At 68.2% G+C, this 13,191-nt stretch carries 13 protein-coding genes; 7 read left to right on the top strand and 6 right to left on the bottom strand.

Annotated features, from left to right (window positions below):
- Positions 1 to 16 precede the first annotated feature (16 nt).
- From BoBH3_RS15375 to BoBH3_RS15360, 4 genes are all read left to right on the top strand, one after another.
- Positions 17 to 1,108, top strand: coding sequence for an ATP-dependent DNA helicase (locus BoBH3_RS15375; protein WP_262331690.1), 1,092 nt, complete (start codon positions 17 to 19; stop codon positions 1,106 to 1,108).
- A gap of 15 nt (positions 1,109 to 1,123) precedes the next feature.
- Positions 1,124 to 2,731: a phytoene desaturase family protein gene (locus BoBH3_RS15370; RefSeq protein WP_262331689.1), complete on the top strand. Its 1,608-nt coding sequence runs from the start codon at positions 1,124 to 1,126 to the stop codon at positions 2,729 to 2,731.
- A gap of 73 nt (positions 2,732 to 2,804) precedes the next feature.
- On the top strand, positions 2,805 to 4,274 hold the full coding sequence (locus BoBH3_RS15365; protein WP_262331688.1) for a DUF1800 domain-containing protein: 1,470 nt from the start codon (positions 2,805 to 2,807) through the stop codon (positions 4,272 to 4,274).
- 4 nt (positions 4,275 to 4,278) lie between these two features.
- Positions 4,279 to 5,526: a DUF1501 domain-containing protein gene (locus BoBH3_RS15360; protein WP_262331687.1), complete on the top strand. Its 1,248-nt coding sequence runs from the start codon at positions 4,279 to 4,281 to the stop codon at positions 5,524 to 5,526.
- Between the two features lie 83 nt (positions 5,527 to 5,609).
- Here BoBH3_RS15360 and leuD read toward each other — a convergent pair whose 3' ends face one another.
- From leuD to rplS, 6 genes are all read right to left on the bottom strand, one after another.
- Positions 5,610 to 6,212: a 3-isopropylmalate dehydratase small subunit gene (leuD, locus tag BoBH3_RS15355; RefSeq protein ID WP_262331686.1), complete on the bottom strand. Its 603-nt coding sequence runs from the start codon at positions 6,210 to 6,212 to the stop codon at positions 5,610 to 5,612.
- A 29-nt stretch (positions 6,213 to 6,241) separates the two neighbouring features.
- Positions 6,242 to 6,667 carry a metallopeptidase family protein gene (locus tag BoBH3_RS15350; protein WP_262331685.1) on the bottom strand — a complete coding sequence of 142 codons (426 nt, stop codon included), beginning with the start codon at positions 6,665 to 6,667 and terminating at the stop codon, positions 6,242 to 6,244.
- A gap of 14 nt (positions 6,668 to 6,681) precedes the next feature.
- The gene (locus BoBH3_RS15345; protein ID WP_262331684.1) at positions 6,682 to 6,927 is read right to left on the bottom strand and encodes a hypothetical protein; all 246 of its coding nucleotides are present in this window, start codon (positions 6,925 to 6,927) and stop codon (positions 6,682 to 6,684) included.
- A gap of 24 nt (positions 6,928 to 6,951) precedes the next feature.
- Entirely contained in the window at positions 6,952 to 8,370 is a 1,419-nt protein-coding gene (gene leuC / locus BoBH3_RS15340) for a 3-isopropylmalate dehydratase large subunit (RefSeq protein ID WP_262331683.1), read from the bottom strand.
- A 109-nt stretch (positions 8,371 to 8,479) separates the two neighbouring features.
- The gene (locus tag BoBH3_RS15335; RefSeq protein WP_262331682.1) at positions 8,480 to 8,653 is read right to left on the bottom strand and encodes a hypothetical protein; all 174 of its coding nucleotides are present in this window, start codon (positions 8,651 to 8,653) and stop codon (positions 8,480 to 8,482) included.
- A gap of 258 nt (positions 8,654 to 8,911) precedes the next feature.
- Entirely contained in the window at positions 8,912 to 9,304 is a 393-nt protein-coding gene (gene rplS, locus BoBH3_RS15330; RefSeq protein WP_262331681.1) for a 50S ribosomal protein L19, read from the bottom strand.
- 199 nt (positions 9,305 to 9,503) lie between these two features.
- Here rplS and BoBH3_RS15325 point away from each other — a divergent pair, with 199 nt between their 5' ends.
- The 3 genes from BoBH3_RS15325 to BoBH3_RS15315 all read left to right on the top strand — a co-directional run bounded on the left by BoBH3_RS15325 (position 9,504) and on the right by BoBH3_RS15315 (position 13,098).
- The gene (locus BoBH3_RS15325) at positions 9,504 to 10,292 is read left to right on the top strand and encodes an SDR family NAD(P)-dependent oxidoreductase (protein ID WP_262331680.1); all 789 of its coding nucleotides are present in this window, start codon (positions 9,504 to 9,506) and stop codon (positions 10,290 to 10,292) included.
- 35 nt (positions 10,293 to 10,327) lie between these two features.
- The gene (locus BoBH3_RS15320; RefSeq protein WP_262331679.1) at positions 10,328 to 10,774 is read left to right on the top strand and encodes a PaaI family thioesterase; all 447 of its coding nucleotides are present in this window, start codon (positions 10,328 to 10,330) and stop codon (positions 10,772 to 10,774) included.
- Between the two features lie 239 nt (positions 10,775 to 11,013).
- Positions 11,014 to 13,098 carry an elongation factor G gene (locus BoBH3_RS15315; protein WP_262331678.1) on the top strand — a complete coding sequence of 695 codons (2,085 nt, stop codon included), beginning with the start codon at positions 11,014 to 11,016 and terminating at the stop codon, positions 13,096 to 13,098.
- Positions 13,099 to 13,191: the final 93 nt, after the last annotated feature.

Raw genomic sequence — 13,191 nt, 5'->3', positions numbered from 1 at the left:
TCGCGAGACCCTGACGATGAGCTGGTCGCCCCAGCAGGATGCGGCGCTGACCGCCGTGGCGCGCTGGCTGCAGGCCGGCGAGCCGCAGCTCTTTCGCATGTTCGGCTATGCCGGCACCGGCAAGACGACGCTCGCGCGCCATATCGCCGAGGCTGTCGATGGCGAGGTCGTCTTCGCCGCCTATACGGGCAAGGCCGCGCTGGTGCTGCGCAACAAGGGCTGCCATGGCGCGCAGACCATCCACTCGCTGATCTATCGCTCGCGCGGCGTCGAGGAGGAGAGCCCGGTCTTCTCGATCAATCGCGAGAGCGCGGCGGCCAAGGCGAAGCTGATCATCATCGACGAGTGCTCGATGGTCGATGAGGAACTGGGGCGGGATCTGCTCTCCTTCGGTACGCCCGTTCTGGTGCTGGGTGATCCGGCGCAGCTCCCCCCGGTGAAGGGCGGCGGCTTCTTCACCGAGCAGGAGCCGGACGTGATGCTGACCGAGGTCCACCGCCAAGCCGCGGACAACCCGATCGTGCGGATGTCGATGATCGTGCGCGAAGGCGGCCGGCTCGACTATGGCGATTATGGTCCGAGCCGCGTGATCCGGCGCGAGGACATCAATCCCGAGATCGTCATGGGGGCCGACCAGGTGCTGGTCGGCATGAACAAGACACGGCGCAACTACAACGCCCGCATCCGCCAGCTGATGGGCCGCACCGAGATCAACCCGGTCGCCGGCGAGAAGCTGGTCTGCCTGCGCAACGACAAGAGCAAGGGCCTGCTCAATGGCGGTTCCTGGATCGTGCAGGAGATCAAGACCTCGAAGAAAGGCCTCGTCACCATGCGCGTGACGCCGGAGGACGACACCGGCGCCAAGGCAGTGAAGGTTTCGGTGATGCCTAATTTCTTCGACGGGACCGAGGACGAGGTGCCTTGGGAACTGCGCAAGCACACCGACGAATTCACCTTCGGCTACGCCCTGACGGTGCACAAATCGCAAGGCTCGCAATGGGACGACGTCGTGCTCTTCGACGAAAGCTTCGCTTTCCGCGAGCATCGCGCGCGCTGGCTCTATACCGGGCTGACACGCGCGGCGGAGACGATCACGGTGGTGATGTGAGGAGAAGGCCGGGGAATGCCGACCAGCGAAACCGACATCGTCATTCTCGGAGCCGGGCATAACGGTCTGGTCTGCGCCTGGTATCTTGCGAAGGCGGGGCTGAAGGTCACGGTGCTGGAGCGCCGCGGGGTCGTCGGCGGCGCGGCGGTGACGGAGGAGTTCCACCCGGGCTTCCGCAACTCGACCGCAAGCTACACGGTCAGCCTGCTGCGTCCCGAGATCATCCGCGAGATGGAACTCGCGCGGCATGGGTTGCGGATCGTCGAGCGCCGGCTCTCGAACTTCATGCCGCTGCCGGAGGGAGGCTACCTCGCTGCCGGGGCCGGACGGACCCAGGCCGAGGTCGCGAAGTTCTCAGCCACTGACGCCGAGAGGCTGCCGGCCTATGAGGCCCGGCTGGAGGCCGTCGCAGCGGTGCTGCGCGATCTCGTGCTGCAGGCGCCGCCGAATGTCGGCGAAGGCGGCTGGCTCGCCGCATTGCCGGAGCTCCTCGCCGCGGGCAAGATCGGACGGCGGATCAGCGGGCTCGACACCACCGCGCGGCGGGACGTGCTCGACCTCTTCACCAAATCAGCCGGGGACTGGCTCGACGGCTGGTTCGAGAGCGCGCCGATCAAGGCGCTGTTCGGCTTCGATTCCGTCGTCGGCAACTATGCCAGTCCCTATACGCCGGGTTCGGCCTATGTGCTGCTGCACCATGTCTTCGGTGAAGTGAACGGGAACAGGGGCGCCTGGGGCCATGCCATCGGCGGCATGGGCGCGATCACGCAGGCCATGGCCAAGGCCTGCGCCGAGGCGGGCGTCAACGTCCGGCTGGAGGCGCCGGTCGCGGAGGTGCTGACCCAAGGCGGGCGCGCTGTCGGGGCCGTGACGGAGGCTGGCGACGTCGTGCGAGCCAGGGCCGTGGTCTCCAACCTGCACCCGCGCCTGCTGTTCGGGAAGGTCGATCCGGCCGTGGTGCCGGCGGATTTCCGCGAGCGCATGGGGCGCTACGCGTCGGGCTCGGCGACGTTCCGCATGAATGTCGCGCTCTCGGAGCTTCCGCGCTTCACGAGCTTGCCAGAAGCCGGCGACCATCTCACCAGCGGCATCATCATCGCGCCGAGCCTGGCCTATATGGACCGGGCGCATGCGCAGGCGCGGCTCGCAGGCTGGTCGCAGGAGCCGATCGTCGAGATGCTGATCCCCTCGACGCTTGACGATACGCTCGCGCCGCCCGGCCGGCATGTCGCGAGCCTGTTCTGCCAGCATGTCGCGCCCGTGCTTCCGGAGGGGCTGGATTGGGAGGCATGCCGCGAGACGGTTGCCGATCTGATGATCGACACAGTCGAGCGCCATGCGCCGGGCTTCCGGGCCTCGGTGATCGGGCGGCTGGCGCTCGGCCCGGCCGATCTGGAGGCGCGCTTCGGGCTCGTCGGCGGTGACATCTTCCACGGCCGCCTGACGCTGGACCAGCTCTTCTCGGCGCGGCCGGTGCTCGGCCATGGCGATTATCGCATGCCGGTGCCGGGGCTCTATCTCTGCGGTTCGGGCGCGCATCCTGGCGGGGGCGTCACCGGTGCGCCGGGGCGCAATGCCGCCATGGCGGTACTGGCCGACCATCGTCGCCGGCGCCTGCGTTGACGAACGCTCCGCTCTTTCGCCATTTTCATGCGCCTCACTGCCATAGGCGACTACTGGCGAACGGAACTATGCGATGGCGACCCCAGGCGATATGCGTGCCGGTTCCGTTGGCCTTCAGCGTTTCGGACTAGGCTTCGCACTCGGGCAGAGCGACGCGATCCGGGCCGAGGCACGAGACAGGATGCTGGCCGAGATCGCGGCCGGGCCGCCGGCGCAGCCTGCCGGAGTGGCCTATTCCGGTGCAGCCGAGATCGGGCGGGCGCTCTATGCGTTCGAGGACAAGGTCAAACTGGAGCGGGAAACGAAGCGACCCGCCGCGGCGCAGCCCAGCATGCAGCTTGCCAACGCCATGCCCGCAGATGGCAAGGCCACGGCTTCGGCGCCGCAGAACCAGATGGCCGAAACCCCCAAGCCGGCGCCAAACGAGCCGGAGCTGCCCTTCCGGACCTATCGCGACGAGGTGAAGGCGCGGGTCGATCTGGCGCTCACGGCCGATACAGGCCTCAGTGAGCGGCTGACGATGTTCTGGTCGAACCATTTCTGCATCGGGGCGACCAAGAGCAATATCTGCCGGATCATGGCTGGCGCCTATGAGCGCGAGGCGATCCGCCCGCATGTCTTCGGCCGCTTCGAGGACATGCTGATCGCGGCCGAGAGCCACCCGGCGATGCTCGACTTTCTCGACAACCGGCTATCGATCGGCCCGAATTCGTCCGCGGGCCGCCGCCGCGGGCGCGGGCTCAACGAGAACCTCGCCCGCGAGATTCTGGAATTGCACACGCTCGGAGTCTCGGGCGGCTACACGCAGGCGGACGTCACCAATCTCGCCCGCATCATCACCGGCTGGACCGTTGTGGGGCGCGAGGCGGTGCTCGGCTTTCCGGGCTCCTTCGCCTTCAACGCCGGGCTGCACGAGCCCGGCGTCACGCCTCTGCTCGGACGGCGCTACGATCAGCCCGGGCGCGCGCAGGGCGTCGCGGCGCTGATCGATCTCGCCCGCCATCCTTCGACCGCCCGCTTCATTGCGACCAAGCTCGTTCGCTATTTCGTGGCCGACGATCCGCCAGCGAAGCTGGTCGATCTGCTCAGCGCCACGTTCCGCGACAGCGGGGGAGACCTGCCTGCCGTCTATCGCGCCTTGATCGCCAGCGACGAGGCCTGGAAGGCGCCGGCGACCAAGCTGCGCTCGCCGCAGGAGTTCATGCTCGCCGCCTATCGGGCGACCGGCATTCAGCCGAATTTCGGCCAGATCCTCGGCCCGCTCGGCGCGATGGGGCAGCCTTTCTGGCAGCCCTCGGGGCCGAACGGCTATGCCGATACGAACGCCGTCTGGGCCTCGGCCGAGGGCATCAAGACCCGCATCGACGTGGCAGCCGGCTGGGGGCGGCAGGCGGCGAATGCGGCGCCCGACCCGCGCCGCCTGACCGATGACATCCTCGGCCCGCTTCTGTCCCCTGAGACCAGGCAGGCGGTGGCGCGGGCAGAGAGCAAGCCTCAGGCGATCGCGCTGATGCTGATGTCCCCCGAATTCCAGCGGAGGTGAAGCCATGGATCATCGCGACGACGACGATTGCGAACGGATGACGCCGTCGCGGCGCGCCGTTCTCGGTGCGGCCGGCGCGCTCTTCGCGTGGTCCTTCGTGCCGAAGACGGCCTATGCGGCGCCCGGCGCGCGCGATCCGCGGTTCCTCATCGTCGTCTTGCGCGGCGCGCTCGACGGGCTCTCGGCGGTGCCGCCCATCGGGGACCCGGCCTATGAGGGACTGCGCGAGGGCATAGGACTCGCCAAGGACGGACCCGATGCGGCCCTGCCGCTCGACGGCTTCTTTTATCTGCATCCCGCGATGCCGAATCTGGCGCGGCTCTACCGGGGCGGTCAGGCGGCCATCGTCCATGCGGCGGCCACAGGCTATCGCGAGCGCTCGCATTTCGACGGGCAGGATGTGCTCGAGAGCGGCCAGGCCGGGCCGGGCCAAACGGCGAGCGGCTGGCTCAATCGTCTGCTCGCCAGCCTGCCGGCGGGCGAGGGCATCGCTCGCAAGGGTGTGCTCGGCGTCGGCGTGGTGCCGCCTCTGGTGGTGCGCGGCGAGGCACCGGTGCTCGGCTGGGCGCCGCCGCGCATGGCGCGGGCGGGCGTCGACCTGACGATGCGGCTGTCGGACCTCTACGGCCAGCGCGACCCGGGGCTTTCGGTGGCGCTGCAGCAGGCGATCGAGACGGAAGCCCTGGCGCAGCGGCGCGGCATGAACGGCAAGATGGGCGGGGGGGGGCCAGATTCGGCGGACGGCATGCGCCGCATCGCGGAGGGGGCAGCCAGCCTTGTCGGCGCGGATGACGGCCCGCGCATCGCCGCGCTCGCCTTCGAGGGCTGGGACACCCATGCCAATGAGGGCGGGGCCAAGGGCAGGCTCGCCAATCTGCTCGGTGGGCTGGACGGTGCGCTCGCGACCTTCGAGCAGGGGCTGAGCTCCGTCTGGAAGGACACGGTCGTCATGGTGGTGACCGAGTTCGGGCGAACGGCGGCGGTCAATGGCACCACCGGCACCGATCACGGCACTGGCACGGTCGCCTTCCTGGTCGGCGGGGCGGTCAGGGGCGGGCGTGTCATCGCCGACTGGCCGGGGCTCAGGGCCGAGCAGCTCTATGAGAACCGCGACCTGCGGCCGACGACCGATATCCGCTCCGTCGCCAAGGGCGTGGTGGCCGATCTCTTCGGGCTCTCGGGGCCGGTTCTGGCGGAGAAGGTGTTTCCCGGAACGGGCGAGCTCAAGCCGATGCAGGGGGTGGTTGGGTAGCCGGTTTTCCGCAGCCCCCGTCCTTCGAGACGCCGCTGACGCGGCTCCTCAGGATGAGGGCTGCTAGCTGTAGCCGGATCAGCTCACGCCCATTCGCGCTGCTTCAGCTTGTCCTCGAAGGCGTCGATCTTCGCGCCCTTCTCCATCGTCAGGCCGATGTCGTCGAGGCCGTTCAGCAGGCAGTGCTTGCGGAAGGGGTCGATCTCGAAGGTGATCGTGCCGCCGTCCGGGCCCTGGATGGTCTGGTTCTCGAGATTGACGGTCAGCGTCGCGTTGGAGCCGCGCGCGGCGTCGTCGAACAGCGCGTCGAGCTGCTCGGGCGTGACCTTGATCGGCAGGATGCCGTTCTTGAAGCAGTTGTTGTAGAAGATGTCGGCGAAGCTCGTGGAGATCACGCAGCGGATGCCGAAGTCGAGCAGCGCCCAGGGCGCATGCTCGCGCGAGGAGCCGCAGCCGAAATTGTCGCCGGCGACGAGGATCTCGGATTTGCGGTAGGCCGGCTGGTTCAGCACGAAATCGGGGTTCTCCGAACCGTCCTCCTTGTAGCGCATCTCCGAGAACAGCGCGGTGCCGAGGCCGGTGCGCTTGATCGTCTTCAGATACTGCTTGGGGATGATCATGTCGGTGTCGACATTGACCACCTTCATCGGGGCGGGGGTGGAGGTCAGGGTGGTGAAGGGCTGCATGGTTCTCGTCCTTGCTGCTTCGGGCCGGCCTAGCCGGCCGCCTGTTCGATGGCTTCCATGTCCTCGTCGGAGAAGCCGAAATGGTGACCGATCTCATGGACCATGACATGGGTGACGATGGCGCCGAGGCTCTCGTCGTTCTCTGCCCAGTAGTCCAGGATCGGCCGGCGATAGAGGTGGATGGTGTTGGGCATCTGGCCGGTCTGCGGGGCGTAGCCCTGCTGCGGCAGGCCGACGCCGGTGAAGAGGCCGAGCAGGTCGAAGGGGCTCTCGGCCTCCAGCTCCTTCAGGACGTCCTCCTCCGGGAACTCCGTGACGTTGAAGATGACGTCCGAGCAGAGCGCGCGGAACTCGTCGGGCAGGCGGTCGAATGCTGCCTGCGCCAGCAGCTCCAAAGCGTCGAGCGACGGAGCCTTGGCCCCGTCCCAGTCGATCTCCGTCGTTTTCGCCACCATGGCGTCCATATCCGTCACCAGAACTTCAGCTGGTGGCCGAGCCACCAGGTCAGCACGACGACCCCGAGCAGCGAAAGGGACCGGCCGATGCGCCTGCCCCAGAGCTCGATCCGGTCACCCTCGGGAGCGTCCGCCGCCGAGAAGTGCTCTGCCGCCCGGCCCATGGAGGAGCCGAGCAGGCTTTCGCTGTCGCGCTTGACCCGTTGCAATGCCGCCTTCGCTTCGGCGGCGCGGGCGGCTTCGCGGGGATTGTCCGACATGGATGGCCTCCCCGCTGTTGCCGCTCAGCCCAGCGTGCGCACGTCGACGAAATGGCCGGTCAGCGCCGCCGCCGCGGCCATCGCCGGAGAGACGAGGTGGGTGCGGCCGCGATAGCCCTGGCGACCCTCGAAATTGCGGTTCGAGGTCGAGGCCGCGCGCTGGCCGGGCTTCAACTGGTCGGGGTTCATGCCGAGGCACATCGAGCAACCGGGCTCGCGCCATTCGAAGCCGGCGGCGAGGAAGATCTTGTCGAGACCTTCCAGCTCCGCCTGCTGCTTCACCAGGCCGGAGCCGGGGACGATCATGCCGTAGTCGAGGCTCTCATGGATCTTCTTGCCCTCGACGATCCGGGCGACGGTGCGCAGATCCTCGATGCGGCCATTGGTGCAGGAGCCGATCCAGATCACGTCGAGCGGGATCTCGGTCATCTTGGTGCCGGCGGTCAGCCCCATATATTCGAGCGCGCGCTTCTTCGAGGCACGCTTGACCTCGTCCGCGATCAGCTCCGGATCCGGCACTGTGCCGGTGACCGAGATGACGTCCTCGGGCGAAGTGCCCCAGGAGACGATCGGCGGCAGGTTGGCGGCGTCCAGCCTGACGATGCGGTCGAAATGCGCACCCTCGTCGGAGTACAGCGTCTCCCAGTAGCGCAGGGCGGCCTCCCAGGCGGCGCCCTTCGGCGCCTTGGGCCGGCCCTTGAGGTAGTCGAACGCCTTCTGGTCGGGCGCGACCATGCCGGCGCGGGCGCCGCCCTCGATCGACATGTTGCAGACCGTCATGCGGCCTTCCATGCTGAGGCCGCGGATGGCCTCGCCGGCATATTCGATCACCGAGCCGGTGCCGCCGGCGGTGCCGGTCTCGCCGATGATGGCGAGCGTAATATCCTTGGCGCCGACGCCGGGCGCAGGCGTGCCGTCCACCTGGACGAGCAGGTTCTTCGCCTTCTTCTGGATCAGGGTCTGGGTGGCGAGCACATGCTCGACCTCCGAGGTGCCGATGCCGTGCGCCAGCGCGCCGAAGGCGCCGTGGGTCGAGGTGTGGCTGTCGCCGCAGACGATGGTGGTGCCGGGCAGGGTGAAGCCCTGCTCGGGGCCGACGATGTGGACGATGCCCTGGCGCCTGTCGAGCTCGTTGAAATACTCGACGCCAAACTCCTTGGCGTTCTTGGCCAGAGCCTCGACCTGGATGCGGCTTTCCTCTTCCGCGATGCCCTTGCTGCGGTCGGTCGTCGGGATGTTGTGATCGACGACGGCGAGCGTCTTCTCCGGTGCGCGGACCTTGCGCCCGGTCATGCGCAGGCCCTCGAAAGCCTGCGGGCTCGTCACCTCATGGACGAGGTGGCGGTCGATGTAGAGCAGGCAGGTGCCGTCGTCCTGCCGGTCGACGACGTGGTCGTCGAAGATCTTGTCATAGAGCGTGCGGGGGCCGTTGTTGGCAGTCATGGCGTGAAGCCTCGGTCTTCTGAACTGTCTTGGGAACGATTAAGCCGGCGCTCGAGGCCGACTCGCAAAAACGGTTCGCCTGTCGCCGGCCGCTCTCGGGCGGCCGGTCTCAGGCGCCGGTAAGGCCTGCGGCGATGGAGGCCGTGAAGCGGCCGAAGAAGCGCCAGGGCAGGCGGGCATGGTCATGCAGCGCGACGAAATCCTGCGTCGTCGGCAGGGGCGGCAGATGGCCCTCTCCCTGCACGGCGCAGAAGCGCTGGAACTGATGCACACGCGGCGACATGACCACTATGTAGCAGTTCCAATGAAGCCGGACAATCGATGCTGATGCGTGCATGCCATCGGCCGAGCGCAGAGGTGGGGCGGCGGTCATTCCCGGGCGAGGCGAAGCGGAGACCCGAGAAATGCATGCAAGAGGGGCCGCTGGAGCCTCCATGTCCCGAGATGCTGGGGTCAAGCCCGAGCATGACGGCCGCTCACGCAACAAAAAAACGCGGCCCGGGGGCCGCGTTTCCTGAAATCTGCCAGTGTCGGCTCTGGCTTACTTGCCGGCCTTCTCGCCCTTGGCGGGCTTGGCATCGACGCGCTCGGCGATGCGGGCCGACTTGCCGCGGCGGTCGCGCAGGTAATAGAGCTTGGCGCGGCGCACCTTGCCCTTGCGGACGACCTTGATGGAGTCGAGGTTCGGCGAGAAGAGCGGGAAGACGCGCTCGACACCCTCGCCATAGGAAATCTTGCGGACGGTGAAGCTCTGGTTGAGGCCGCCGCCGTTGCGGGCGATCACGACGCCTTCATAGGCCTGGACGCGAGCGCGCTCGCCTTCCTTGACCTTGACGTTGACCTGCACGGTGTCGCCCGGCTGGAACGCGGGAATGGCCTTGCCTTCGCTCAGCTTGGCAATCTGCTCGGCGTCGAGCTGCTCGATGATATTCATGGGTTTCTCCATGGCCGTGTTCGCGCGGAAGCGCGGGCTTTCGGCTCGCTGTTTTCAGTTGAGTGCCGGGCCATACAGGAGCGCGCCGCATTTGTCGAGCGACAATGCCGGCCAAGGCCGCGAGCGGCAGGGCGCTTGGCGCGGGCGCCGCCGGCATGCTTAGCGTTGGCGCAAAGCAAGACATACCGGGATGGACGCCATGACTGAAACCGCCACGAAGACCGCCCTCATCACCGGCGCCGCGCGCGGCATCGGGCTCGCCACGGCAAAGCGCTTCCTGGCCGAGGGTTGGCAGGTCGGGCTGCTCGACATCGACAGTGCCGGGCTCTCGCAGGCCGCGACCGATATCGCCGATCCGGAGCGGACGCTGGTGCTGCCCTGCGACGTTGCGTTTCCGACCCAGCTCGCATCCGCCTTCGAGGGCATGTCCAAGCGCTTCGGGCGGCTCGACGCGCTGGTCAACAATGCCGGCACGGCCGTGTTCAAGCCGCTGCTGGAGACGACCCATGACGAATGGCAGCGCGTGCTCGCCGTCAATCTCTCCGGTCCGTTCCTGGCGACGCAGCTCGCCGCGCCGATGATGGCCGATAATGGCGGCGGCGCCATCGTGAACATCGCCTCGATCTCGGGCCTGCGCGCCTCGACGTTGCGGGTCGCCTACGGGACTTCGAAGGCGGCGCTGATCCATCTGACGAAGCAGCAGGCGGTGGAACTGGCGAGTTTGGGGATTCGCGTCAACGCCGTGGCGCCGGGGCCGGTCGATACGGCGATGGCGAAGGCCGTCCACAGCCCCGAGATCCGCGCCGATTATCGCGACGCCGTCCCGCTGGCGCGTTACGGGCTGGAAGAGGAGCTGGCAGAGGCGATCTTCTTCCTGTGCAGCGACAAGGCCAGCTACATCACCGGGCAGGTGCTGGCCGTCGACGGGGGCTTCGACGCGGCCGGCATCGGGCTTCCGACGCTCAGGGGCGAGCGGCGGAATCTTTAGCCTTCCAGGGCTCCAGCAGAAGAACGGGGGCAGGGGTGAACGACAACGTCGCCGAGATCGATCGCCGCATCAGGGCGAGCTTCGCCAAGCAGGGGCTGATGCACACGCTGGGCGCGACGCTCGACGCCGTGGCACCCGGGCTGGTCGAGATCGCGCTCGTGCCGCGGCCGGAGATTTCGCAGCAGCACGGCTTCGTCCATGCCGGCGCAGTCGGCGCCATCGCCGACAGCGCGGCCGGCTATGCCGCGCTCAGCACGATGCCGCCGGACCGCGGCGTCCTGACCGTGGAGTTCAAGATCAACCTGCTGGCTCCTGCTGCGGGCGAGCGCATCGTCGCGCGCGGCAAGGTGGTCAAGGCCGGGCGCACGCTGACGCTCGCCCAGGCGGAGGTCTTCGCCGAAGCGCAAGGCAAGGAGCGGCTGATCGCCATGCTGAGCGCGACGCTGATGGCGATCGAAGGCCGCGACGGCATCGTCGATTGAGCGATCGACCCGTCTTCCGCCGAGCGCTGCAGCGCAGCGGATAAAGCGCTTGCGCCGGCCTCCAAACGGCGCGAACCTGCCCCGACTGCCTCTTCGACGGCCGCCCGACCCTGTCGGGCCCGAGCGACCGCCGCCCCTCCGGCGCGAGCGCATTTCCCGTTCCCGCCGGCTTCCCGCTGCGCCGGAGCGGGGGCGTCGAGCCTCTTCCTCCTTCGTGGCCAGACCCCAAGGAGGAAGCCATGCCCGCATCGGCACAGAACGGAGTCTCCGCAGCAGGTACCCGACGCGCGGGGCCACGATGCATCGCGATCGTCGGCCCCTTCCAGAGCGGCAAGACGACCTTGCTCGAAAGCATCCTCATGCGCTGCGGCGCGCTCTCCCGCGCCGGCTCGGTGAAGGGCGGCAACACGGTCGGCGATGCGGCGCCCGAGGCGCGCGCGCACCAGATGAGCACCGAACCCTCCATCGCGACGGTCGATTTCCTGGGCGAGACCTTCCATTTCATCGACTGCCCCGGCTCGGTCGAGTTCCTCCACGAAATGCGCCATGTGATGCCGGCGGTCGATGCGGCCGTCGTGGTCTGCGAGGCGGATGACCGCAAGGCGCCGGCGCTGGAGCTCGTGCTGCGCGAACTCGAGGAGGCCGATATTCCGCGCTTCCTGTTCCTGAACAAGATCGACACGGCCTCGCGCCGGGTGCGCGAGACGCTTTCGATCCTGCAGCGCGCCTCGCGGACGCCGCTGCTGCTGCGCCAGATCCCGATCTGGCAGAAGGGCATCGCCGTCGGCTTCATCGACCTCGCTTTGGAGCGGGCCTTCATCTATCGCGAGCATGCGCCGAGCGAGGTCGTGCCTCTGGCGGTCGACGAGACCGACCGGGAGAAGGAAGCGCGGTTCTCGATGCTGGAGCGGCTCGCCGATTACGACGACGAGCTGATGGAGGAACTGCTCGGCGACATGGAGCCGCCGCGCGATCGCATCTTCGACGATCTCGCCCGCGAATTGCAGCACCGCCATGTCGTGCCGGTGCTGATCGGGGCGGCTGAGCGCGGCAACGGCGTGACGCGGCTGCTCAAGGCGCTGCGGCACGAGGCGCCGGGGCTCAGCGAAACGCGCGGCCGCGCCGGCATCCTCGCCGAGGGGCCTCCGCTCGCGCAGGTGATGAAGACATGGCATTCCAGCCAGGGCGGCAAGCTTTCGCTCGCCCGCGTAATGCGCGGGCGCCTGGCCGAGGGCGATGTGGTGACCTCGTCGGGCGGCGCCGAGGCGCGCATTGCCAGCGTGGTTGCGCTCAAGGGCCCCGAGCAGAGCCGCAAGCCCGCGGCCGAGGAGGGCGAGGTCGCCGGCTTCGGAAAGCTCGACGGCATCAGCACGGGCGAGGCGTTCATGCTCGGTAAGCAGCGGGCGGGCGTTGTCAGCGCGATTGCCCCGCCGGAGGCGGTCCACACGCTGGCCATCGCGGTGAAGGAGCGCAAGGACGATGTCCGGCTCGCTGCCGCGCTGCAGCGGCTGACGGAGGAGGACAGTGCGCTCATGGTGACGCAGGTGCCGGAGCTCGGCGAGACCCGGCTCTCCGGCCAGGGCGAGATGCATCTGCGGGTGGCGCTGGAGAAACTGTCCGGCCGCTACGGCGTCACGGTGACCAGCCGCAATCCGCAGGTCGGCTACCGCGAGACCATTCGCGGCGAGGCGAATGCACGCGGCCGGCATCGCAAGCAGAGCGGCGGCCATGGCCAGTATGGTGACGTCGTCATCGAGGTGGCGCCGCTATCGCGCGGGGAGGGCATCCGCTTCGTCGACAGGATCACCGGCGGGGTGGTGCCTCGCCAGTATATCGGCTCCGTCGAGGCCGGAATGCGCGATTATTGCGAGAAAGGGCCGCTCGGCTTCCCTGTCGTCGATATCGCTGTCGCGCTGACGGACGGCTCCTATCACACCGTCGATTCCTCAGACATGGCGTTCCGGCAGGCGGCGCGGCTGGCCATGAGCGAAGCGATGCCGCTGGCGAGGCCCGTGCTGCTGGAGCCGATTCTCTCCGTCGAGGTGGTTATTCCCTCCGATGCGATGTCACGCGCCTCGGCGCTGATCTCGGCGCGGCGCGGGCAGATACTGGGATACGACACGCGCCCCGGCTGGCGCGGCTGGGACCAGATCAAGGCACTGGTGCCGGAAGCGGAGATGACGGGTCTCATCGTCGAGCTGCGCTCGGCCACCTCCGGCGTCGGCTCCTTCAGCGCGCGCTTCGACCATCTGGCGGAGCTCGCCGGCAAACCGGCCGAGGCGGTGGTGAGCGCGCAGGCTCTGGCCATGGCGCAGGCGCGCTGAGGCGCATCCAAGAGGCGAGGGCGGAATCGCAGGCGGCGGCCTGCGGTTCCGCTTGCGTTCATATCCTGTAGACAGTTTAAGTATGAACTATCG

The organism is Allobosea sp. BH3 (genome assembly GCF_025499465.1).
Lineage (GTDB): Bacteria > Pseudomonadota > Alphaproteobacteria > Rhizobiales > Beijerinckiaceae > Allobosea.
This window is presented reverse-complemented; position numbering and strand designations above follow the sequence as displayed.

What these genes read in the sequence shown, in the direction of transcription:
- BoBH3_RS15375 (WP_262331690.1), top strand. Translation starts at nt 17, where the DNA reads ATGAGCTGGTCGCCCCAGCAGGATGCGGCGCTGACCGCCGTGGCGCGC.
- BoBH3_RS15370 (WP_262331689.1), top strand. Translation starts at nt 1,124, where the DNA reads ATGCCGACCAGCGAAACCGACATCGTCATTCTCGGAGCCGGGCATAAC.
- BoBH3_RS15365 (WP_262331688.1), top strand. Translation starts at nt 2,805, where the DNA reads ATGGCGACCCCAGGCGATATGCGTGCCGGTTCCGTTGGCCTTCAGCGT.
- BoBH3_RS15360 (WP_262331687.1), top strand. Translation starts at nt 4,279, where the DNA reads ATGGATCATCGCGACGACGACGATTGCGAACGGATGACGCCGTCGCGG.
- leuD (WP_262331686.1), bottom strand. Translation starts at nt 6,212, where the DNA reads ATGCAGCCCTTCACCACCCTGACCTCCACCCCCGCCCCGATGAAGGTG.
- BoBH3_RS15350 (WP_262331685.1), bottom strand. Translation starts at nt 6,667, where the DNA reads ATGGTGGCGAAAACGACGGAGATCGACTGGGACGGGGCCAAGGCTCCG.
- BoBH3_RS15345 (WP_262331684.1), bottom strand. Translation starts at nt 6,927, where the DNA reads ATGTCGGACAATCCCCGCGAAGCCGCCCGCGCCGCCGAAGCGAAGGCG.
- leuC (WP_262331683.1), bottom strand. Translation starts at nt 8,370, where the DNA reads ATGACTGCCAACAACGGCCCCCGCACGCTCTATGACAAGATCTTCGAC.
- BoBH3_RS15335 (WP_262331682.1), bottom strand. Translation starts at nt 8,653, where the DNA reads ATGTCGCCGCGTGTGCATCAGTTCCAGCGCTTCTGCGCCGTGCAGGGA.
- rplS (WP_262331681.1), bottom strand. Translation starts at nt 9,304, where the DNA reads ATGAATATCATCGAGCAGCTCGACGCCGAGCAGATTGCCAAGCTGAGC.
- BoBH3_RS15325 (WP_262331680.1), top strand. Translation starts at nt 9,504, where the DNA reads ATGACTGAAACCGCCACGAAGACCGCCCTCATCACCGGCGCCGCGCGC.
- BoBH3_RS15315 (WP_262331678.1), top strand. Translation starts at nt 11,014, where the DNA reads ATGCCCGCATCGGCACAGAACGGAGTCTCCGCAGCAGGTACCCGACGC.